This window comes from Exiguobacterium sp. s138, from assembly GCF_018618775.1.
Lineage (GTDB): Bacteria > Bacillota > Bacilli > Exiguobacteriales > Exiguobacteriaceae > Exiguobacterium_A > Exiguobacterium_A artemiae.
In genome coordinates, this window is sequence record NZ_JACSMW010000001.1 from 325735 (window position 1) to 347970 (window position 22236).

Below are 22236 nucleotides of genomic sequence, written 5' to 3' on the forward strand. Positions count from 1 at the left end.
TTTCAAGAGAAGAATAATCAATCGGTTGACCTGTTCTTAAGAAAAAAACAGGACCATCGGACTCTTGAACGAGATGATGAATTTTGGTTCAGTTTTATTTGCCGGATTTTAAGGTCTTTTGTCCAGCTTCTCAAGAGGTAAAAGGAGGTGTAAAAATGAGGAGGTAAGACGAGCTCGTACATATGTAACCAAGGGGGAAACACAGTATGAATTGGAAGTCGAAAATCAGCGGAGCGCTTGTCGCTGCACTTACACTCGGGTCAATTTCGTTTACACCGGTTATCGCTAAGACAGAACCGACCAAAATCGTTGCCGGACCACAGATGGTCACGTCACAATCGACGATCGACGCATATTATCTACCAGCGTCTGGTAAGTCAGGAGCAGCACTAAAAGCCTCACTGCACGATATCATCGATAATCATACACAAGTATCGTACGACACGGTCTGGACTGCTCTGAAGGAAACGGATCAAGATCCGAACAATGCGAATAATGTCATAGAACTGTACACGGGGAAATCGATTGCCAAGAGCAATAACGGCGGGAACGTCGGTCAATGGAACCGTGAGCACGTCTGGGCGAAGTCGCACGGTGATTTCGGAACAAGCAACGGACCGGGAACGGATCTGCATCATCTGCGGGCGGAAGATGTTGTCGTCAACAGTGCACGGGGGAATCTTGATTTTGATAACGGCGGCACGAAGTATGCCGGTTGCGACTGTTACCGTGACAGCGATTCATGGGAACCGCCGACACGTGTCAAAGGCGATATCGCGCGTATGATCTTCTATATGGCTGTCCGCTATGAAGGCGGCGGTGAAATTGATTTGGAAGCATCAGAAAATGTCAGCAATGGCACGAATCCACTTCACGGAAAATTGTCGACATTAAAAGCCTGGAATAAGCTGGATCCGGTCGATGCGACGGAAATCAGACGCAATGACATCATTTTTGAAAAGTGGCAAAAAAACCGAAATCCATTTATCGATCATCCGGAATACGTGACATCGATTTGGGGAAATTAATGTCAGACAGATCTGAAAGAGGGACACACCGATTTTTTTCGGACGTGTCTCTTTTTTTGACTGAGAAAACGATGTGAAACCTTTTTTTAGGTCCGGCGTATAAAAAGAAGTGAAAATTAAACGGCAGGACTTTTACTACTGAGGGGATAGCATAATGAAAAAAGCGATGAAACGCATCGGAGGACGTTTTTATAAGACTGGTCTTGGGCTGCTTCTGTTGCTCGCTGTCTTTTGGTTCAGTATTGGCTGGTTCGTCGCGAAAGGAGAACGGCCGCTCGCAAACGGCAAACATCCATATGTTATCGTGCTTGGAGCCGGTGTCAAAGGAGAGACACCTTCGTTGATTTTAAGTAACCGGATTGAAGCGGCTGCCCGGTACGGAAAGCAGTTCCCGGATACGACATTCATCTTAAGCGGCGGACAAGGAGACGGAGAAGCGATTTCAGAAGCGGAAGCGATGCGGCGGGGGATGATTCAAGCAGGAATCAGCGAAGAACGTTTATTGCTTGAAGATCAATCGACTTCGACGACCGAAAATCTGACTTTCTCAAAACGGCTGTTGCCGGCATCCGAAAACCGTGTCTCGATCGTGACGTCGGACTTTCATTTGTACCGGGCCCGGAAAGAGGCAGCGCAAATGAATCTGAAGACCGACGCGATTCCCGCTGCGACACCACTGTCCGGTGTACTGCGTTATGGTATGCGGGAACGTGTCGCGATTGTCGTAAAATATTTTCAATGAAAAACACCTTTCCGTTACCCGGAAAGGTGTCGTCGAATTTATTTGTTGAGTTGCGAATCATTTGGCTTAGAGTCATCTTGATTAGAATCGTTTTGATGAGTAGTGTTCGGTTGATGCTCAGGAGGTGCTTCTTCTTTTCCGAGCGCCACATCTTTTGCTTCAACAACTTTGCTGCTGATGGAGTTTAGGTCACCTTTCGCTTCATTGACAGTCTCTTTGACCGATGAAGCGTCTGATTTGACCGTATCGAGTTCTGTGTTGACTTTATCGTAGACGTTTTGAACGTCTGATGCGACTTCTTGAATGATGCTTGAAGCGCTCTTCACTTGGTTGATGACTTGTGATGCTTTGCCAGACGGATCTTCTTTAATCGATGAAGCAAGCGTCGAGACCGAATCTTTCGCGCCGCGTAGGCTTTGTTTCGTATTTTGACGGCTCGAAGAACTGAGTAACGTCAGGAGACCACCGACGACTGCGCCAAGCAGCATTCCTGTAAGTAAACTGACTTGACGACCAGATGAAGTTTCCTGATCGAACTGACGGTTCGGGTTTTCAGCGTGGACGGCATGTGGATCGTTTGGTAAGTTTGGTTGCATGATTGACACTCCCTTAGAATATGATTTGACCATGATAGGAATATACCCTTATCTCACAACTAAAAACATGCATTTGTAATACAACAAAAAGACCATCCAATGATATGATGGTCTGAGACAGTCTGATTGTCTTACGGTCGATGTTCATCATCGTGTTTTTCAGTTAATTTACGGTTGATTTCATCGTAATCGATTTCGATGTCATCTTTGTTGCCTTTGTAGCCGTAACCCTTTGAAATCACGAGGATTGAAGCGACTAAGACGAAGACGATGATTAGAATGGAGACGACATAAAGCCACATGATCCATTCCTCCTTTCATTCTTCTTTAGTATGACGGAAAAAGCATCTTTCGTCTAAACGAAAATGTAAATTGTATGATAAACTATTTTCAATGAATATATGGATAGAGTGAGGTGACAACATGAGTATACTGGTCGTAGATGATGAGTTTACGAATTTGATGATTTTAGAACGTTTGCTTGAAAACGAGGGGTACGATGTCGTCAAAGCGATGAGCGGGGAAGAAGCGCTGGAGCTGATGGAAGATCCATTGTTCATCGAAACACTGGATGTTGTATTACTTGACGTCGAAATGCCCGGAATCAGCGGTATCGATGCGACCCGCTTAATTCGTAAACGCTTTGGTTTGGATGAGTTGCCGATCGTCATCGTATCCGGCCGATCAAATGAAGAGGATATTGCGGACGGACTGGATGCCGGTGCTTCCGACTATACGACGAAGCCGATCCGGAAAACGGAACTGTTGGCCCGTGTCCGGAACGCCATGTCACTCAAACAAGCGATCGACGCCCGAAAACGGTATGAAAAGGTATTGCAGGAAGACTTTGATTTAGCACAAAAGTTGCAACAGAGTGTCCTGAGTGCCAATATCGAGGACGAAGACATCCGGATTATGGCGACGTACATTCCTTCGAAAAAACTGGCGGGTGATATGTATGCCTGGTACCGGATTTCGCCGCAAAAATACGGGATCATTCTGTTTGATGTCATGGGACATGGTGTATCCTCCGCTTTGATCACGATGGGGATGAGTTCGATTTTATTTGAGCTCGTACACCGCATCGGCGATCCGGCGAAAGTCCTTGAGGAGTTAAACAAACAGATGAGCCGCCTGTTCCCGGGCGATGAAACGGAGATTTATTTTACGGCCGTGTACTTGTACATCGAACTGGATGAAATGAAACTCAGTTATGCCAATGCCGGACATCCACCGGGCTTGTTACGGATGGGAAATCAAATCATTCCGCTTGAGAATACGGGACTGCCGGTCGGAATGTTCGAAGATTCGGAGTATACAAGCCAAACGATTGACCTCGTTTCGCCAGGTTGTGTCTACTTGTATACCGACGGCTTCATGGAGTTATACAGTAAAGGCATTGATGAAGGCATCAGTGCCATCCGTGAATTGATTCACGAGCAGGGTCCTGCCATCCATCAATTGATTCAACCGGATCAAAGTGATGATGCGGACGATTTATGTCTCGTGACCGTCGAAATTAATTAAATGAAACAAAAAACCACGTTCCTTTGATGAACTTAGCCGGAGAGAGCTGAAGAGACAATCGTCTCCGAACTCTTTTTCAAACTAAAGCATTCAAAAGGAAGTGGTTTTTTAATTTTTTTACGACTTTGAAGGAGTTCAACTAAAAGAAACGGCGGCGCCATAAAATAAAGGCTGCCAGCCCCGAGAAGAAAATCATCATGCCGAAGACAATCCAAAAGCCGATGACTTCGCCTTCCCACGGTACATGCACGTTCATCCCGAACATTCCGGAAATCATCGTCGGAATCGAGATGACAATCGTGATGGAAGCGAGAAACTTCATGACGAAGTTGACGTTGTTCGAGATGACAGAACCAAACGTATCCATCGTCGAACTGATGATATCTTTATAGATTTGGGCCATTTCCATAGCCTGCCGGTGTTCAACGAACACATCTTCGAGTAAGTCTTCGTCGTCTTCATGTTTCTCAAGACTCGGCGTTTTGATGATTCGATCGAGTACGCCGTCGTTTGACTTCAAGGAAGTCATGAAGTACACAAGTGATTTTTGTAAGTTCATTAATTGGAAAATTTCTTGATTTCGCATGGAACGTTGCAGTTCTTCTTCGAGCTCATCCATTCGACGGTCAATCTGCCGCAGGAATCGAAGATACGACGAACTGACTTTATAGAGGATCTGAAAGACGAACCGGGAACGGTAATTCGTCCGGAACGCCCGGAGTTTTCCCCCTGAGAACAACGTCAAGACATCCAGCTGTTGCGAACAGACAGTGATGAAGTGTCTTGAGGTCACGATGATACCAAGTGGAATCGTATTGTAACGGCGTCCGGATGATTCTTCTTCGATATAAGGAACGTCGACGATCATCAACAAACCTTCATCATCTTTCTCAAAACGAGGTTTTTCCTCGACATCAAGCGGGTCATAAATAAAATCCTCAGGAATTTTCGTAGCAGCGATGACTTGATCGGCTTCGTCTTTTGTCGGATTGACAAGATGAATCCAGGAACCTTTCGTAAACTCCTGAATTTCGTTGACTGCCCCCGTCACATCACTTCGATAAATCGTCAACATTGTCTATCCCTCCTGCTCTTCACTTTTTTATTATAGGAATACTCTATAGACCGTGTAAATGATTCTCCGATTTTTTTTTAAGACGATTAATGATAATATAGAAAAAGAGGAGGGGAAAAGATGCCTTTTTTTAATGAAAAGAAGTTAGCGGAACTGCGTTTGATTGCCGGCGGCGATGACGTATTCTTGCAAAAAATCGGTGAGACGTATATTGCCCAGTTTGATCGGAAATTTCCGGAATTAAAGGAAGCGGTCGAAGCAAAAGATGCCGAACAGACAGAAAAATTAGCTCATTTACTTAAGGGTGCCTCCTATTCCGTTGCGGCGGATGACTTAGCGGATGACTTTGAATTGCTGGAAAAAGAGGCTGAGACAGGCTCAGTCGAGAATGCGGCCGGTGTTTTAACCCGGATTGAAGACTGCATGACAGGGTTCAGAAAAACTTGGCTGAATGTATTTCTCGAAAAAAAACAGTGATTTTGTTTAAAATAAAAGAGATTTAAAAAAACCGTTTCCTGATCAGACAGGAGACGGTTTTTTTGTTTAGGAAAATAGTGATTACAGGACGTATGTATCGACGGTTTCGATCAATCGACCGATTTCCGGCTTTGTAATCTGGGCGTTGACACCAACAGACTCGCCTTTATGGCGGAGGTCATCCGAAATCAAGGACGAGAAGACAACGATCGGTAAATCCGTGTAACGGTCATCTTCACGTAATCGTTTCGTCAAGTGCAGTCCATCCATTTTCGGCATCTCGATATCGGTGATCAAGAGATCACAGTTGCTGCCTGCCTCAAACGCATCGAACGCATCCTTGCCGTTGATAAACCACTTCAAGCCGTCATAACCGGCTTCTTCCAGCGTTTCGATGATTAACGTCCGGAGCATTTCCGAATCTTCCGCAATCCAAATGGTTTTATTGGAGCGGTTGCGGGGCGAAACACGACGGCCTTCTTCGCGGGCGAAGATATCCTTGCGTGACAGCTCGAGCGCAATTTTCTCGTAATCGAGCAAGATGATCATCTTATCTCCCGTCTTAACGACACCATTCGTTAATCCTTCGATGCCTCGGGCGAGTTCATTCGGCGTATCAATCTGTTCCCACGAAATACGGCGGATTTCCGTTACAGAATCGACGCGGAGGACACTTTTTTCACCGTTAAACTCACAGATGATCAACCGGTCATCTGTCGTTTCCTCATGGGCGACACCGATGACCGTCGGTAAGTCGATGACCGTCATGACTTCACCGCGTAGTTCAATCAGACCTTTGACGGCATCCGGTGTGCCGGGGAGTGGTGTCATCGGTAACGGAACGATGATTTCACGGACTTTCATGACATTGATGCCGAACGTGTAAGGTCCGCAATGAAAAATAACGATTTCCAACTCATTTGTTCCAGCTTCTAATAAAATATCGTGTTGATTGTACACGTAATCGAGCCCCTTTCCATCCTGCACTACACTTCTGACTAGTTATCGGCAGAAAAAAGCAATTCTTCCACCGTAAAAAGAATAAAAAAGTTGTTGAAATCGCTTTCATTTTATGTTAAGCAAAAAGTTTGGCATTTGTCTGACCAATTGATTACAATAGGCTATGCAGCCACACACTGAAGTGAGAGAGAAAAAATAAATGGAGGTCGAGTGGAATGACTACAGCAACAACATACACATACTTATTAGACGGGCAATGGCAGGAAAGTGAATCCAATGAAACCATTGAAATTTCTTCGCCTTATAAAGAAGATACAGTCGGTCGTGTTCAAGCGATGACAAAAACAGAAGTAGATCGTGCAATCGCATCTGCTAAGGCAGCACAGGCAGAATGGGCGAAAGTCCCTGCCAATAAACGCGCTGAATTGCTCCATGCTTGGGCAACAGAACTTGAAAAGCGTGCGAACGAGATTGGCGAAGTCATCATGCGTGAAGTCGGTAAAGGACTTGCTGACGGAATTAAAGAAGTCAAACGGACGGCAGAAATCATCCGTTACACAGCAGAAGAAGGTCTTCGTTTTGACGGTCAAATGATGCAAGGGGACTCGTTCCCGGGCGGAAGTGCGAAAAAAATCGCTATAATCAAAAAAGCGCCGCTCGGCGTCGTACTTGCGATTTCGCCGTTTAACTACCCGGTCAATCTGGCAGCTGCGAAACTGGCCCCTGCCTTGATGACAGGAAATGCCGTCGTCTTCAAACCGGCAACACAAGGTTCGATCAGTGGGACGTTGATGGTTGAAGCGCTTGTCGCAGCAGGATTACCGTCAGGTCTCGTTAATCTCGTGACAGGACGCGGTTCGGTCATCGGCGATTATTTGACAGCGCATCCGGGAATTAACATGATTACGTTCACAGGCGGGACAGCGACAGGGCAACACTTGTCACGTCAGTCGGCGATGATTCCGCTCGTCCTCGAACTCGGCGGAAAAGATCCGGCGCTCGTTCTTGAGGATGCCGATTTATCATTAGCGGCAGATCACATCATCAGCGGTGCGTTCTCGTACTCCGGTCAACGCTGTACAGCCATCAAACGGGTATTCGTTCTTGAACCACAGGCGGATGCGTTGGTGGAAGAATTGTCAGCCCGGATCGCGAAACTGACAGTCGGTTCACCGGAAGACGAAAGTGTTGTCGTGCCGTTGATTGATACAAAATCAGCTGACTTCGTTGAAGGTTTGATTACAGATGCGAAAGAAAAAGGCGCAACACTCGTCACAGGCGGCAACCGGACCGCTAACTTGATTGAGCCGACATTATTTGACCATGTGACACGCGATATGCAAATTGCATGGGAAGAACCGTTCGGACCGGTCTTACCTGTCATTCGTGTCAACTCGGTTGAAGAAATGATCGCGTATGCGAACGAATCGGAATACGGTCTTCAAGCAAGTGTCTTCACGGAAAACATCGATGCAGCATTCAGTGTCGCGGATGCGCTTGAAACAGGTTCTGTCCAAATTAATGGTCGGACGGAACGTGGTCCCGATCACTTCCCGTTCATCGGCGTTAAATCATCGGGTCTTGGCGTTCAAGGTGTCGGACGAAGCCTCGCTTCAATGACACGTGATAAATTAACAGTTCTTAACTTAAAATAAGATAGTTTGATCAAAGCGACCTTTCAATCTGCGGAAAGGTCGCTTTTTTGCATCCAACGGACAGTATCCTGCGTATTCTTTTTAAAGGTTTAACGGTTTGAGGGCGACAAAGTTTGCCGCTGCCGCTTCTTTCTCTCTATAATGAAGGAAACCATCCAGAGAGAAGAGGGGTTTACCGATGCGACAAGAGGATGAAATCTTTACTTTACCGATTCCGACACCATTCCCGGTCGGAGATATCAATTGTTATGTGTTACGGACCGATTCGGAAAATATTTTAATTGATTGTGGTCCGGATACGGAACAAGCTTGGCAAGCGATGCAGGACGGTCTTCAAAAAATCGGATTGACGGTTTCGATGCTTGATAAAGTGATCGTGACTCACCACCATGCGGATCACGCGGGGCTTGCCTACCGTTTTTCTGAACAGGGGATTCCGATTTATGGACATGCGCGACTGCGTCCCTACTTAGAACAAGACCAAGCCTTTTTGAGCAGAGGGGATGACTTCCTGCAACGGCTGGCCTTGTCGTTCGGAGTACCGGACGACATACGGGCACTTTTACCGAGTTACTTATCGGCATTAAAATGGCTCGGTAAAGGACAACTTGATCATGTCCTGCAGGAAGGGGATGCGATTACGGCGTCAGGCACGTACCGGATCATTGAACTGCCGGGGCATGCGAGCGATCAAATCGGCATTCTCAGTCAATCGGGTGTTCTGTTTGCAGCCGATCATCTGTTGGCGCGCGTCGAACCGAATCCGTTGCTGGAGCAGCCGCAGCCGGGAGATGAATCGGATATGAAACGACCGGTCCTCGCGTACATGCGCTCCCTCCGTAAACTGCAGGGCGAACAGATTCAGATTGCCTATACCGGGCACGGCGAACCGATTCGCGATGTCCCGTCTTTAATCGAAGAACGTCTGTTACAACGGAAAGCGCGCGGTGAACAGTTGTTGAAGCATATCACAGGTTCAAAAACGCTGTTTGAGCTTGCGCAAGTGACGTACGGGAACCGGTTGAAGAAATCGTTCCCGCTTGTCATGAGTGAGATGAAAGCTCGTCTCGACTACCTTGTAGCCAGCGGACAGATCGTTGTCGAAAAACAAGACGGAATTTTACAGTATACGAGAAAGGGCAGTGCGCATGAATCTCATCAATAAGACGGTCGTCTTGACCGGTGCCTCGAGCGGTCTTGGGGAAGCACTCGCTTACGAGCTGAACCGGCACGGGGCAAATTTGATTTTAGTCGCCCGGCGGGAAGATCGGCTCCAACAGATGGCGAAAACTCTTCAGGCGGAATACATCGTTTACGATTTAGAACATTCACCGGAGCGTCTGGCTGATCAAATCGCCGACCGGTATGGCATGATTGATGTACTGATCAACAATGCCGGGTTTGGGGAGTTCAGTTTTTTGAAGGACACGACGATTGAAACCATTGAATCGATGAACCGGGTCAACGTTTTGGCTCCGATCCGGTTGACGAAAGCCTGTCTTCCGCTGTTTCGTCCGCACGGCATGATTGTCAACGTGGCAAGTCAGGCCGGAAAGTTACCTACACCGAAGTCGAGCATTTATTGCATGACGAAAGCAGCGTTATATCAGTTTTCAAATGCATTGCGTCTCGAACTGAAGCCGCAGGGTCTTCATGTCATGACGGTCAATCCGGGACCGATTGCGACGGAATTTTTTGTCCGGGCGGATCTCAGCCGGAAATACGAAAAGAACGTTGCGAACATCGTCCTGTCAAAAGAAAAATTAGCACGAACGGTGACACGGGCCATGGTCCGGGAAAAACGCGAGGTGAATGCGCCGTTTTGGATGGAAGGTTCGGCAAAGGCCTACGGATTGTTTCCGCGGGTCATTGAATGGCTCGGGAAGTCAGGCTTCGATAAAAAATAAAGGGGATTTTCACACATGATAAAACAGATGACTGCCATCGCAGCAACAGGACTGCTCCTTGCCGGATGTGCCTCTCCGGCAGCACCGGTCCAAGAAAAAGTATTAGGATCGTCCTATACGTCGATTGCGAAAGACGCTAATGCGACGACCGTCCGGATGTATATGTGGGGCGGCGATGAGGGGATCAACGCTTATATCGATGAATACGTGGCGCCAAAATTAAAAAAAGAGCACAAGATTACATTGAAGCGGGTTCCGATTGAAACGGCTGACTTGATTCAAAAACTGCGGGCGGAAAAGAAAGCCGGGAAAGAAACGGGTGTCATCGATGTCGTCTGGATTAACGGCGACAACTTCCGGAACGCCAAAAAGGACGGCTTGTTATACGGTGAAATCACAAAAGTGTTACCGAACATGAAATACGTCGATCCGCAGGCGCAAGGATCGGACAGCGGAACACCGACGGATCATCTCGAAGCCGCGTGGGGAAAAGTTCAATACACGTTCCACTACGATCAAGCCAGTGTCAAAAATCCGCCCCAAGACTTGCAGGAACTAAAAAGCTGGGTCAAAGAAAATCCCGGCAAATTCACGTATCCGGAAGTGACGGACTTTACGGGGAATGCGTTTGTCCGCCACGTCATGTATGGGCTCGAGTCAAAAGAGACGTTAAAGGACCCGAAAGCGGACTTTAAGAAAACATGGGCGTATTTAAACGAATTGAAGCCTTATTTATGGAAAGAAGGCAAAACGTATCCGAAGACACTCGCTCAGCTGGACCAACTGTATGCCAAAGGAAGTGTCGCCTTCACGATGGGCTTTAACGAACGACGGGCGGAACAGGAAGTGAAGTCAGGGACATTCCCGAAAGAAACACGTCCGCTGATCTTAAAAGACGGTTCCATCGCATCGACCCACTTCCTGTCGATTCCGTTTAACGCACCGAATCCGAATGGAGCACTCGTTACGATTAACACGTTATTGTCACCGGACGCCCAACTTAAGAAATTCGACGGCACTTACTGGGGAGACGGGACGAGCCTCGATTTGACGACGGTAAGCCAGAAGGAACAGCAGGCGTTTGAAGAGGTTCCGGCAGCGGAATCGACGCCGAAACCGGCGGCATTTGAGGGGAAAGTCCGTGCTGAACTGGATCCGGCCATCTTTGATATGATTCGGAAAGACTGGCCGGAACGTGTGGCGCGGTAATGCCTGGCCTGCAACGCTGCTGATTGTCGGCATGGTCGGATACGGTCTGTTCATCAGTCTTTCGATGACGACTTGGGGAGATTACAAGCAATTGTCCGCAGATCCGGTATTTTTGGAAAGTGTCGGCATCAGTCTCTATGTCGCAGTCAGCAGTACCGTACTGGCTGTATTGATCGGGGCAGGATTGGCCGGATTTTTTGCGAAACAGACGGGATGGGCTGCGCAAATTCTGGCCGTCCCGTTATTTTTGCCCCATCTTGGTGCAGCCTATCTAGCCATTCTTTACCTGAGTGATTTCCCGGTCATTGGTCCGCACGAGGTGAATCAATTTAGTATCATCTTGACGTATCTCTACAAGGAAATACCGTTTGTCTTTTTCTATTTACTGCCGGTCTATCGGCGTCTCGACCATCGCTATGAAGAACTGGGATTGATGCTCGGTTTGTCACGGATAAAACGGTTTTGGCACGGAAAAGGGGTATTTTTACTGTTTCCTGTTCTGGAAGCAGCCTTTATCGTTTTTGCCTTCACCTTGTTTGCTTACGAAGTCCCGGCATTGCTCGGTGTGACGTATCCGAAGCTGATTGGTGTCTATACGTTTGATTTGTATACGCAGGGCGATTTGTCGCGTCAACCGGAAGCCTTTGCCATCAGTGTCCTCTTGACCGGCCTTCTGTTTTTGCTGTTATTGCTGTTCACACGAATGATTCGTCCGTTAACGGAACGGATCAGTAAGGGGCGGATCGAATGAGGAGACGGATCATAACAGGAGTGACAGGATTCCTGATCCTCGTTCCGTTGTTCGGATTGATTCCGTCCACCTGGACTTGGAATCCGCGGTTGTTTGAAACCTTGGCAACGACGATTTCGATGATTGTTGCCTTGACGCTGCTCAATCATTCGATCGGCTATATTACTGGAAAGGCAATTGCGTTTCGCGCGGGACGACTCATCCGCTCGATGGAACTATTGATCAGTTTACCGCTCTTTTTACCGGTTTTGTTATTGTCGTTTGGTCTTTATCTGACCTGGATTCGGTTAGGACTTGCCGATCAATTTGTCGGAGTGTTGCTGGTTTTACTGCTGCCAACGTTACCGTATACGATTCGGATCTATACGAATGCGTTTCAGGCACTGGGGGAACAGATGATGGAACAGATGGTGTTGATTGAACCGAGCCGTATAAAACGATTTGTTTTTTTGACAGGCCCGATGATGCGTTCTGCCATCCAATCCGTCACTCTGCTCGTAACGGTCATTGCCTTGAGCCAATATGCACTCGTCACCCTGATCGGAGGCGGTGTCGTTCAAATGATTGCGATTGAAGCGTTTCCGCTGTATTCCGGAAATTCTTTGATTGCAGCGAAAGAAGCGACGATTTGGCTGCTTGTTTTACCGTTTTTGATTTATTTTGTGCAACTCATGCTGCTCGAAGCATGGGTGCGATTAGTTCGGAGGCTGTTAGATGGACGTTACGATTCAGCACGTCAATAAACGATTTGGTCAGAAACAAGTCTTGCAGGGCATTGATTTACGCATTACGTCGGGGCAATGTGTCGCTTTGGTCGGTCCGAGCGGAAGCGGGAAAACAACACTGCTGCGATTGATTGCAGGTCTTGAGAAAGTATCGGACGGAACCATCCGTTTCGGAGAGATCGATATGACACATGCCGCTCCGAATCAACGGGGTGTGACAATGTTGTTTCAACGTCCGTTACTGTTTCCTCATTTGACGGTCGGTCAAAATATCCGTCTTGGTATGGCAAAAGGTCATCATGGGGATTTGAAACAATGGTTGGAGAAAGTCGGATTAGCCGGACGGGCAGATGCTTTTGTCCATGAACTGTCCGGTGGAGAACAACAACGGGCCAGCCTTGCCCGGGCGTTGGCCAGCGGTCCGAATTTTCTGTTGCTCGACGAACCGTTCTCGAGTCTCGATTTACCACGCCGCCGCGAACTGCGGACGCTAATCCGGCGCTTGACGGTCGCCGAAGGCGTGACGACGTTACTTGTGACGCACGACCGTGAGGAAGCGATGGCGATGGCGGATTATGTCTACGTAATGGAACAAGGACAAATCATTGATCAGGGACATCCGGTTAAATTGGCGGAAAAAAGTCCGTTTTTCGGAGACGGCGTGTACCTGGACGGTGATTGGTATCCTTTATCGGAAGTGAAGTTGGTCTTAAGACCGACGAATGGATTACAGGAACATGTTACGATTACGAAAGAGCTGACGCAGTACGGTGTTCGTTTTTATGAAGTCGAACGCGAGACAGGTGAGCGTCTTGTTGTTCAAACGATAGAGACGTTCCTCGAAAACGTGACAGCTTATCTTGTGAGGAAGGAGGGGTAGCATGTTAGATACACGCGCGAGAAGAGTCGTCCAGCCCCTTTTTGAGCAGATGGCGACCTTATTAAAGAAGATGGGGCTTTCCGCCAACCAGGTCACCATCATTTCCGGCATCATCGGTGCCTCGACCGGTTTCTTTGTGTATAACGATATGACGGGAATTGCAATTTTATTATTATGGCTGTCCGGAGCACTCGATGTCGTCGATGGAACGATGGCACGCCGGGAAAAAACGACACCGATCGGGACGATTCTCGATTTAGTGCTCGACCGGATTGTGGAATTATCCGTTCTGATCGGAATTGCCTTACGTTTTCCGGAGACGCAAGTCGTCATTTTATTACTCGTCGCCTCATTCGTAATTGGTATGACGATGTTTCTTGCGATTGGAGCGGTCAGCGAAAATTATGGATTTAAGTCATTCCAGTATCAACCGGGTCTTGTCGAACGGACGGAAGGATTTCTTTTTCTGACTGCGATGTTACTGTTTCCAAGCGCCATCATCTGGATTGCGATCCTCTTTTTGATTGCTGAATTGTATACGGTCGGCGAGCGGTTTTATCAAGCTTCGAAGGTGTTGCGATGAGCGAATCAGAACAGTTGATGGTCGTTGATTCCACCGGTCAACCGCTGTATCCGGCAACCCGTAAGAAAATCCACCAAGAGGGATTGTGGCATGAGACGTTTCATTGTTTTGTCATCAATCATGAGGAAGGCCACGTGATCTTACAACAACGGGCGATACAGAAAAAAGATTTCCCGGGGCTGATTGATATCACGGCTGCCGGACATTTGCTCGCAGGTGAGACGCCGAGGGACGGAATCCGCGAACTCGAAGAAGAGATCGGTCTCGTCCGGCAGTTTGAGCAACTGTTTCCACTGGGCGTCTTCTTGGAAGAGTTGATACTCGGGGACTTAAAAGATCGTGAACGTGTCCATCTGTTCCTGACGGATGAATCGATGCCGCTCGAACGTTACGTGTTGCAAACAGAAGAAGTCAGTCGATTGATTGCCTTACCATTTTCCGAGTTTGCCCGGCTGGCAGACGAGACAGCAGAAACGTTTCAGACCGTGGATCAAGAAATCATCCGCCGCGATCAATTCGTCCCGCATCCGTCTGCCTACTTTAGACGTGTGAATGAAGGAATTCAAGCATATCGTGTCCAACAGACATAACGAAAGGGCTGTCATGCATTTTTATGCGACGGTCCTTTCGTTTTTTTACGGTAAAGCTAGGCAAAAAGTAGCATAATGGGCATTTCTTTGAGATAATTAACAATATATACATTTGATGAAAGAAGGTGCAGCCAGTGGCGTTACGATTTGCATTGCTCGGACTGCTAACTCAGGGAGAAGCGACCGGATATGATTTAAGTACGACGTTCAAAAAGCAGATGACCCATTTTTGGACGGCGCATCATACACAAATTTACCGTGAATTGTTGAAAATGGAAGAAGATCAGCTTGTGACCAGTGTGTACATCGTCCAAGAAGACTTACCCGATAAAAAGGTTTATTCGATTACGGAAGAAGGTCAAACGGCACTTGTCGCCTGGTTGCGTGCGCCAAGTGAGTTCAAGCCGAAGATGAAAGATGAAAACTTGATGCGGGTGTCCTTGCTGCATCTGTTGCCGCCGGATGAAGCGATTTTGTATTTGGAAGAATCGAAGCGGCATCACCAGTTTGCCGTCGATATGATGAAGGTCTGGCGGAAAGATCATTTAGAAAACGGGGCAACGCTCGGGGAAACCTTGACGAGTGAATACGGCTTACGCATGATGCTGAATTATCTCGACTGGTGTGACTGGGCGATGGAAGAAATAAAGAAAAGTCAGGCGAATGTCTGAACCATACGGTGATATCATCAATCCTTTGTCAAAACAGGGGATTGTTTTTTTGCGTCGTCAAAAGAGCATTTGAGACAGACGATATGGTACAGTAAATGAATTGTAACGGGATTAGAGGAGGACTACGAACGTGAGTGTATTTACGGATTATGAAGAATGGTTGGATGAAGTCACGGATGAGATGATTGAACATCAAGTCCATTACGCTGTCGCAGAATTAAAATTAGGCGGAGAAATCGGTGACTACTATGAAGAATCCGGAGTAATTGACCGGTTTGTCACGCAACAGTTGGTCTGGTTGTCGTTTGAGGAAATGGAACAGATTTTAGATGAAGCGGGAGAGTTGAACCTTGAAATCGTAGCAGACGAAGCTGAATCAGATGTGCAACGGTCACAAGTCAAACAGATTCTGAAACAATCGATTAAACAACAGCTGGTGTTGAAGTCGCAACCGTTCGTCGCGACACGTCTCGAACAATTGCGTCAGGAACATCCGTCTGTCAAAGATCAGTTTGAAGAAGTTCGTTCAGCCTACGATCAAGTCGATCAGCTTTTGAAATCGGGTCCGCAACCGACGATTATTCCGAAACGGTGGTACCGTCGGGAACGGATTGTTCCCCGTGCCTTCACTCCGGCGGAACAAACGAGTTTAGAGCAGGAGCATCTCAAGCTTTCGCCACAGTACGAAACACAAAAACAGAAGCTTGAAGAACTGAGTCGTGAAATCGCAGCGTATGAACGGATTTTACCGTAAAGTGAAAACAACAAAAACCCCTTTTCGGTATCTGTACCGAAAAGGGGTTTGTTGCTTGCAGGATTAAGTTAGACGATTGCGAGCTTAGCAATGACAAGCTTAGCGACGGCTTCACTTGAAGCAGGGTTTTGACCTGTGACAACATTACCATCGATGACAGCGAATTCTTTTCCGGCATCTGAAGTCAGGAAGGTTGCCCCTTCACCGCGTAATGTAGTTTCAAGCAAGAACGGAACTTTGTCTTCGAGTCCTGTTGATTTTTCTTCTTCGTCCGTGAAGCCGTTGATTTGACGACCTGATACGAACGGTTTACCGTCAATCGTGACATGCGCAAAGGCAGCAGGTCCGTGGCAGACTGACGCGACGACGCCGTCTTTTCGGACCATCGCTTCGATGGCACCGGCAACGAGCGGGTTGTTCGGGAAGTCGACGACTGCTCCGTGGCCGCCCGGGAAGTAAACAGCGTCAAATGAAGCAGGATCGACGTCTGCGAGTGGCGTCGTATCGTGCAGGGCACGGCGTGCTTCCTGGAATTTAGGCAGGATTTCTTTAACCATTGAAGCTTTATCAATCGGTACGTCGCCTCCTTTGACCGAAACGACCGTGACATCATGACCGGCTTCCTTAAACAGGTTGTATGGAGCAGCAAACTCCTCGAACCATAAACCGGTTTTGTGACCGTTCATATCGTCAGCACTTGTAGATACGATTAAAATTTTTGACATGATAAAAACTCCTCCTCTGTAATAACGTTACAAAGAAGAAGTTTCCCTTCCGATAAAATATTCAAACCTCACCGGTGTTCTGTGTACGTATGAACCGGCAGAAGCGACAAAACATGTGCGATCTGTTCAGCAGTCAACGGTTCCCGCATCGCCTGCAGATTCGCCTGCAGTTGCGACACGCTCGATGCGCCGGGCAACACGATATCGGCTTGTTGATCAACGGCCTGCAGAGCCATTGCAGGGAGCGGATAATCCTGTAACGTCGACAGGACGTGTTCCAGCTGCTCCTTGTCATATTGTTCAAACCGGTCAACCGATTGAAGACGTGACATGCTTTCCGTCGTCAGAAGACCTTTCGCGAGCGGTCCGCGGGCGACGAGTTTGATGTTACGTTCTTGCAGCCGCGGCAATAACTCCTCGATCCGGCGGTCGAGCAGCGAATACGGTGTCATCAAATAACTGAAGTCACTGTGGTCAAGCCAATAATTGATGACGTTCGGACGGAGGGACGAAATTCCATATTCTTTAATGCGTCCTTCTTCCCGCAAGTCTTTCATGGCACGAATCGAGGCATCCAGATCGTCTTCCATCGTTCCGCCATGGACATAATAGAGATCGAGATACGGTGTTTCGAGACGGTTCAGACTCTCAAAACATGCTTTTTTCAGGTAGTCGTAACTCGGGTCCCACGTCCAGCCTGTCCCGGTGTCATTCATCCGGTTGCCGCCTTTTGAAGCTAAAAAGATCCGGCTGCGGTCTTCCGGTGAAAATGTCTGTCCAATCAATGACTCGACTGCGCCGTTGGCATAGACATCCGCCGTATCGAAGTGAACGATTCCTTCGTCGAGCGCTGTCCGGAGAATTTCGGCTGCTTCCTCTTGACCGCGTTTTAAAATCGTCATCGTACCTAAACCTAATGTCATATCAATCCCTCATTTCTTTCGACTGGTGCTACTGTGTATCAGTTTAGCATATTTGATCCACGATGTTCCCGGGTGGATTTGTACGGAATGGGCATTGCAATGGAAAAGAAACAGACTTGCATCAAGAATCAAAAAACAGGCATACTGTGAAAGAGAAGAAATCCGATTAGAAGAGGTGTTCAGGATGGAAGAAAAAACACTAGAGCGCGAAGTTATTTATGAAGGAAAAGTATTTAACGTTGAGAAACATGTCGTCAGTCTGCCGAACGGTAATACGTCGATTCGCGAACTGGTCTATCACAACGGTGCAGTCGCCATCATCGCGTTTGATGAAAAAGGAGATTTGTTGGTCGTTGAGCAATACCGGAAAGCGTTCGAGCAATTGTCAATTGAAATCCCGGCCGGAAAGTTGGAAAAAGGGGAAAATCCGGAAGAGTGCGCAGGGCGTGAACTGAAAGAAGAAACGGGATACACGGCAACTGAGCTGAACCACGTGTTTGATTTTTACGGAGCTCCTGGTTTTTGCAGCGAACGCGTACATATTTATGAAGCAGGCGGTTTGACTGCGGGAGAGCGTCAGCTGGATGCAGATGAGTTTCTGGAAAACCAGACGTTGACACTTGAACGGGCGCTTGAACTTGTAGCGAATGGGACGATTGTCGATGCGAAAACGATCATGGCGATTCAGCATTGGCACATTCGTACATTAAAATCATTCTAAAGCTAATGATTTTCAGTTGATAATCATTTTAATTTGAAAAACCACAGATTATCGGCTATGATAAAACCATCAGTTTCGACCAAAGGGGGCGCTATGATGGAAAGTCGTGTTGAACGCATTAAAAAACAGCTGAGCGGTAAAGGATATAAGCTGACTCCCCAACGTGAAGCGACCGTACGGATCTTACTGGAACATGAGTCGGACCATTTAAGTGCGGAAAATGTCTTTTTATTGGTCAAAGAAAAAAACTCAGACATCGGACTTGCAACGGTCTACCGGACACTTGAATTATTAACGGAGCTTGAAGTCGTTGATAAAGTCAACTTCGGAGACGGCGTATCCCGATTTGATTTACGGCAGGAAGGTGCGAGTCACTCGCATCATCATCTCGTCTGTATCGAATGCGGATCCGTCGAGGAAATTTTGGATGATATGTTAGAAGAAGTCGAAAAAGAAATCGTCACGCGTTTCCAATTTAAAATCAAGGATCACCGTTTGACGTTCCATGGTGTATGCCGGGTATGCCAGGAGCGGCATGCACGTGAAGCACTGGAGCAATCACAAACACAAACCGTCTGACTGTCCTCATCTAAAAGAGGGCGGTTTTTCTTTTTGAAAAATATAGGTCAGACCTCTTCACAACGGTTTACACCTTTGATATGATGGGAAAGTAAGCGATTTCTTAATGATAGAGGATGAGTTCAGTGAGGCAACAACTGGAGACATTTATCGACTATTTAGTAATTGAACGGCAGATGTCAGCGAACACGGCAGCTGCTTATCGAAATGATTTAAACCAGTATTTGACGACGCTTGAACAGCAGGGGATTTCGTCAGCGGAAGAAGTCACCCGCCACCAGATCGTCCTTCATATTGAATCCTTGTTACAGGCGCAAAAATCACGGTCGACGGTTCGGCGGTCGACGAGCTCGATTCGATCGTTTCATCAGTTTTTGGTGGAACGTCAAATCGTCCGTCACGACCCGTCGCGTCATCTTGATTTACCGAAGCCGGATAAAAAACTGCCGGTGGTTTGGAGTCAAACCGATATCGTCCGACTGCTTGACTCAGTCGTCGGAAATGACCCGCTCGTCCGGCGTGATGCAGCGATGCTTGAATTGCTGTACGGAACCGGTATGCGTGTCAGTGAATTGTTACAACTGACGCTGAGTGATTTGCAACTTGAACTCGGTTACTTGTCCTGTCTTGGAAAGGGTAACAAAACCCGGATTATTCCGATCAGTCAGACGGCGATCGACAGCGTCTCGGTTTATCTTGAGCTGGCCCGGAACAGTCTCGGAGGACGGCAAACGGATTATGTGTTCCTCAACAGTCGCGGCGATCGGTTATCGCGTCAGGGTTTCTGGAAGATGATCAAACGCCGGGCGAAAGAAGCGGGAATTGAAAAAGACATCACGCCCCACGTCTTGCGTCATTCGTTTGCGACCCACCTTCTCGAGAACGGAGCCGATTTACGTGTCGTTCAGGAAATGTTGGGACATGCCGATTTATCGACGACGCAAATGTATACCCATGTCAATAAAGCCAGACTACATGATGTCTATAAGAACCATCATCCACGTGCGTGATGGTTTTAACATCAAAAGGTCTGACTTCAGACAAATAGGGTGTTTTGTCTAGTCCGTTTACGGGAAAATTCAAACGGGATTTATTTTAGTAATAAGCAATAAGCATATAGGAGGAATTTTAATATGGCTCAATCATTCAAACGTGTATTTTTAGTCGTCATGGATTCTGTAGGAATCGGAGAAGCACCGGATGCAGAACAATTCGGTGATCTTGGTGCGCATACACTGGGACATATCGCAGAACAGCGGAATGGTCTGAATATGCCGCATCTCGCTCAGCTTGGTTTGTCGCATATCGAACCGGTTCAAGGTGTATCTGCAGATGCTGCACCGATTGCTTCTTTCGGGAAGATGGAAGAAGTCTCGGCCGGTAAAGATACGATGACAGGCCACTGGGAAATCATGGGTTTGCGGATTGATACGCCGTTCCGCGTGTTTGAGAAATTCCCGGAAGATTTGATTGGTCGCCTGGAAACATTCTCGGGACGGAAAATCATCGGGAACAAACCGGCATCCGGAACAGAAATCCTCGATGAACTCGGACAGGAACACGTCGATACCGGCGCATTGATCGTCTATACATCTGCTGACTCGGTTCTGCAAATCGCTGCACACGAAGAAGTCGTGCCGCTCGAAGAACTGTACCGGATTTGTGAATATGCACGTGATATTACCCGCGACGACCCTTACATGCTCGGCCGGATCATCGCCCGTCCGTTCCTCGGCGAGCAAGGAGCATGGGTCCGGACGTCGAACCGTCACGACTATGCGCTGAAACCGTTTGACCGGACTGTCATGAACGAACTGGAAACAGCCGGACTCGATGTCATCTCGCTCGGTAAAATTGCGGATATCTTCGATGGTGAGGGTGTGACAGACGCGATTCGGACAAAATCAAACATGGACGGTATGGATCAACTCGTGAAGCAACTCGATCGTGACTTTACAGGACTCTGCTTCCTGAACCTCGTCGATTTCGATGCGTTGTTCGGTCACCGTCGTGATCCTCAAGGATACGGTCAGGCGCTGGAAGAATTCGATGCCCGCTTGCTGGAAGTCTTTGAACGCCTGCAAGAGGATGATCTGTTGATCATCACGGCAGACCACGGAAATGATCCGGTCCATCCTGGAACTGATCATACGCGTGAATACGTCCCGCTGTTGGTCTATTCGAAAAGCGGAGCTGCGAAAGATCTCGGTATCCGTTCAACGTTTGCCGATCTCGGAGCGACGGTTGCCGATAACTTCAACGTGAAGATGCCGGCACACGGAAAGAGTTTCTTGTCAGAACTTTAATTTTAAGGGAGCGATTCAGATGACAGTCAACTGGAATGAAACACGTACGTATTTAGAAAGCAAAATGCAGGCGAAACCAGAAATCGGTTTGATTCTCGGTTCTGGACTCGGTGTCCTCGCTGACGACATCGAAAATCCGATTGCGATTCCATACAGTGATATCCCGAACTTCCCGGTCTCGACAGTGGAAGGCCATGCCGGACAACTCGTCTTCGGTACGCTGGAAGGCAAACAGGTTGTTGCGATGCAAGGACGTTTCCACTTCTATGAAGGCTACTCGATGGAGATGGTGACATTCCCGGTCCGAGTCATGAAAGCAATCGGTGTCGAAACACTGATCGTCACAAACGCAGCCGGTGCTTGTAACGAAGCATTTGAGCCGGGGGATCTGATGTTGATCACGGATCACATCAACTTCTTCGGGACAAACCCGCTGATCGGCAAAAATGTCGATGAGATGGGTCCGCGTTTCCCGGATATGTCAAAACCGTATGACGCGGAATTGCTGCGTCTTGCACAGGAAACGGCTGACGAACTCGGCATCAACGTCCGTCAAGGCGTCTACTTCGGCAATACAGGTCCGACATACGAAACACCGGCAGAAGTGAAACTTGCCCGTTTACTCGGCGGAGACGTCGTCGGGATGTCGACAGTCCCTGAAGTCATCGTGGCCCGTCACTCAGATATGCGCGTGCTCGGAATTTCGTGCGTCTCGAACATGGCAGCCGGAATTCTCGATCAACCGCTTCATCACGATGAAGTCATCGAGACGACGGAACGCGTCCGCGCCCACTTCCTGTCACTTGTCCGTGGTTCGATTAAAAAAATGTAAGCATCAAAAACTGATGAAAA

The 22236-nt window shown here is 47.8% G+C and carries 26 protein-coding genes; 20 read left to right on the top strand and 6 right to left on the bottom strand.

Going from position 1 to position 22236, the window contains the following annotated elements; genetic code table 11:
* Positions 1 to 206: 206 nt before the first annotated feature.
* Positions 207 to 1028 (top strand): endonuclease I family protein, encoded by an 822-nt coding sequence (locus tag KNP91_RS01665; protein WP_214848292.1) that lies wholly within the window; start codon positions 207 to 209, stop codon positions 1026 to 1028.
* Between the two features lie 154 nt (positions 1029 to 1182).
* Complete coding sequence (locus KNP91_RS01670) at positions 1183 to 1770, top strand: YdcF family protein (RefSeq protein WP_012369882.1); 588 nt, start codon at positions 1183 to 1185, stop codon at positions 1768 to 1770.
* Positions 1771 to 1808: 38 nt separating this feature from the next.
* On the opposite strand, the gene KNP91_RS01675 is transcribed toward KNP91_RS01670, so the two are convergent.
* Together KNP91_RS01675 and ytzI are read right to left on the bottom strand one after the other, a co-directional pair.
* Positions 1809 to 2366 (bottom strand): hypothetical protein, encoded by a 558-nt coding sequence (locus KNP91_RS01675; protein ID WP_012369883.1) that lies wholly within the window; start codon positions 2364 to 2366, stop codon positions 1809 to 1811.
* Between the two features lie 131 nt (positions 2367 to 2497).
* Positions 2498 to 2668 (bottom strand): YtzI protein, encoded by a 171-nt coding sequence (gene ytzI / locus KNP91_RS01680; protein WP_114596274.1) that lies wholly within the window; start codon positions 2666 to 2668, stop codon positions 2498 to 2500.
* 121 nt (positions 2669 to 2789) lie between these two features.
* Here ytzI and KNP91_RS01685 point away from each other — a divergent pair, with 121 nt between their 5' ends.
* Complete coding sequence (locus KNP91_RS01685; protein WP_012369885.1) at positions 2790 to 3893, top strand: PP2C family protein-serine/threonine phosphatase; 1104 nt, start codon at positions 2790 to 2792, stop codon at positions 3891 to 3893.
* 139 nt (positions 3894 to 4032) lie between these two features.
* On the opposite strand, the gene KNP91_RS01690 is transcribed toward KNP91_RS01685, so the two are convergent.
* On the bottom strand, positions 4033 to 4968 hold the full coding sequence (locus KNP91_RS01690; RefSeq protein ID WP_012369886.1) for a magnesium transporter CorA family protein: 936 nt from the start codon (positions 4966 to 4968) through the stop codon (positions 4033 to 4035).
* Between the two features lie 120 nt (positions 4969 to 5088).
* Between KNP91_RS01690 and KNP91_RS01695 the strand changes: the two genes are divergently transcribed.
* Positions 5089 to 5445, top strand: a complete 357-nt coding sequence (locus KNP91_RS01695; protein WP_012369887.1) for an Hpt domain-containing protein — start codon at positions 5089 to 5091, stop codon at positions 5443 to 5445.
* 81 nt (positions 5446 to 5526) lie between these two features.
* On the opposite strand, the gene KNP91_RS01700 is transcribed toward KNP91_RS01695, so the two are convergent.
* Positions 5527 to 6405, bottom strand: coding sequence for a chemotaxis protein CheV (locus tag KNP91_RS01700; protein WP_214765352.1), 879 nt, complete (start codon positions 6403 to 6405; stop codon positions 5527 to 5529).
* A gap of 215 nt (positions 6406 to 6620) precedes the next feature.
* Here KNP91_RS01700 and KNP91_RS01705 point away from each other — a divergent pair, with 215 nt between their 5' ends.
* From KNP91_RS01705 to KNP91_RS01755, 11 genes are all read left to right on the top strand, one after another.
* Positions 6621 to 8060, top strand: a complete 1440-nt coding sequence (locus tag KNP91_RS01705) for an NADP-dependent glyceraldehyde-3-phosphate dehydrogenase (RefSeq protein WP_214765350.1) — start codon at positions 6621 to 6623, stop codon at positions 8058 to 8060.
* A gap of 178 nt (positions 8061 to 8238) precedes the next feature.
* Positions 8239 to 9225 (top strand): MBL fold metallo-hydrolase, encoded by a 987-nt coding sequence (locus tag KNP91_RS01710; RefSeq protein WP_214848295.1) that lies wholly within the window; start codon positions 8239 to 8241, stop codon positions 9223 to 9225.
* Positions 9209 to 9967: an SDR family NAD(P)-dependent oxidoreductase gene (locus tag KNP91_RS01715; protein WP_214765348.1), complete on the top strand. Its 759-nt coding sequence runs from the start codon at positions 9209 to 9211 to the stop codon at positions 9965 to 9967. Before KNP91_RS01710 ends, KNP91_RS01715 begins: the two co-directional genes overlap by 17 nt.
* A 15-nt stretch (positions 9968 to 9982) precedes the next feature.
* Positions 9983 to 11176: an ABC transporter substrate-binding protein gene (locus KNP91_RS01720; protein ID WP_214848297.1), complete on the top strand. Its 1194-nt coding sequence runs from the start codon at positions 9983 to 9985 to the stop codon at positions 11174 to 11176.
* Positions 11163 to 11927: an ABC transporter permease family protein gene (locus KNP91_RS01725; RefSeq protein WP_012369893.1), complete on the top strand. Its 765-nt coding sequence runs from the start codon at positions 11163 to 11165 to the stop codon at positions 11925 to 11927. The genes KNP91_RS01720 and KNP91_RS01725 overlap by 14 nt, the downstream gene beginning before the upstream one ends.
* On the top strand, positions 11924 to 12670 hold the full coding sequence (locus KNP91_RS01730) for an ABC transporter permease subunit (RefSeq protein ID WP_214848299.1): 747 nt from the start codon (positions 11924 to 11926) through the stop codon (positions 12668 to 12670). The genes KNP91_RS01725 and KNP91_RS01730 overlap by 4 nt, the downstream gene beginning before the upstream one ends.
* On the top strand, positions 12642 to 13532 hold the full coding sequence (locus KNP91_RS01735) for an ABC transporter ATP-binding protein (RefSeq protein WP_214848301.1): 891 nt from the start codon (positions 12642 to 12644) through the stop codon (positions 13530 to 13532). Before KNP91_RS01730 ends, KNP91_RS01735 begins: the two co-directional genes overlap by 29 nt.
* A 1-nt stretch (position 13533) precedes the next feature.
* On the top strand, positions 13534 to 14115 hold the full coding sequence (locus KNP91_RS01740) for a CDP-alcohol phosphatidyltransferase family protein (RefSeq protein WP_012369896.1): 582 nt from the start codon (positions 13534 to 13536) through the stop codon (positions 14113 to 14115).
* Positions 14112 to 14705: an NUDIX hydrolase gene (locus KNP91_RS01745; protein WP_214848303.1), complete on the top strand. Its 594-nt coding sequence runs from the start codon at positions 14112 to 14114 to the stop codon at positions 14703 to 14705. Before KNP91_RS01740 ends, KNP91_RS01745 begins: the two co-directional genes overlap by 4 nt.
* 134 nt (positions 14706 to 14839) lie before the next feature.
* A complete protein-coding gene (locus KNP91_RS01750) occupies positions 14840 to 15376 on the top strand; it encodes a PadR family transcriptional regulator (RefSeq protein WP_114596260.1) in 537 nt (178 codons plus the stop codon).
* Positions 15377 to 15506: 130 nt separating this feature from the next.
* Positions 15507 to 16130 (top strand): hypothetical protein, encoded by a 624-nt coding sequence (locus KNP91_RS01755; protein WP_214848305.1) that lies wholly within the window; start codon positions 15507 to 15509, stop codon positions 16128 to 16130.
* Between the two features lie 68 nt (positions 16131 to 16198).
* On the opposite strand, the gene KNP91_RS01760 is transcribed toward KNP91_RS01755, so the two are convergent.
* Both KNP91_RS01760 and KNP91_RS01765 read right to left on the bottom strand, forming a co-directional pair.
* On the bottom strand, positions 16199 to 16855 hold the full coding sequence (locus tag KNP91_RS01760) for a type 1 glutamine amidotransferase domain-containing protein (protein WP_012369900.1): 657 nt from the start codon (positions 16853 to 16855) through the stop codon (positions 16199 to 16201).
* Between the two features lie 68 nt (positions 16856 to 16923).
* The gene (locus tag KNP91_RS01765) at positions 16924 to 17778 is read right to left on the bottom strand and encodes an aldo/keto reductase (protein ID WP_012369901.1); all 855 of its coding nucleotides are present in this window, start codon (positions 17776 to 17778) and stop codon (positions 16924 to 16926) included.
* Between the two features lie 184 nt (positions 17779 to 17962).
* Here KNP91_RS01765 and KNP91_RS01770 point away from each other — a divergent pair, with 184 nt between their 5' ends.
* The 5 genes from KNP91_RS01770 (at position 17963) to KNP91_RS01790 (ending at position 22216) form a co-directional block, all read left to right on the top strand.
* Positions 17963 to 18499: an NUDIX domain-containing protein gene (locus KNP91_RS01770; protein ID WP_012369902.1), complete on the top strand. Its 537-nt coding sequence runs from the start codon at positions 17963 to 17965 to the stop codon at positions 18497 to 18499.
* Between the two features lie 96 nt (positions 18500 to 18595).
* Positions 18596 to 19078, top strand: coding sequence for a ferric iron uptake transcriptional regulator (gene fur / locus KNP91_RS01775; RefSeq protein WP_026828821.1), 483 nt, complete (start codon positions 18596 to 18598; stop codon positions 19076 to 19078).
* A 125-nt stretch (positions 19079 to 19203) separates the two neighbouring features.
* Positions 19204 to 20088 (top strand): site-specific tyrosine recombinase XerD, encoded by an 885-nt coding sequence (gene xerD / locus KNP91_RS01780; protein WP_214765332.1) that lies wholly within the window; start codon positions 19204 to 19206, stop codon positions 20086 to 20088.
* Positions 20089 to 20211: 123 nt separating this feature from the next.
* Positions 20212 to 21384 carry a phosphopentomutase gene (gene deoB / locus KNP91_RS01785; protein ID WP_012369905.1) on the top strand — a complete coding sequence of 391 codons (1173 nt, stop codon included), beginning with the start codon at positions 20212 to 20214 and terminating at the stop codon, positions 21382 to 21384.
* A gap of 19 nt (positions 21385 to 21403) precedes the next feature.
* Complete coding sequence (locus tag KNP91_RS01790; protein WP_012369906.1) at positions 21404 to 22216, top strand: purine-nucleoside phosphorylase; 813 nt, start codon at positions 21404 to 21406, stop codon at positions 22214 to 22216.
* The last annotated feature ends 20 nt before the right edge of the window (positions 22217 to 22236 follow it).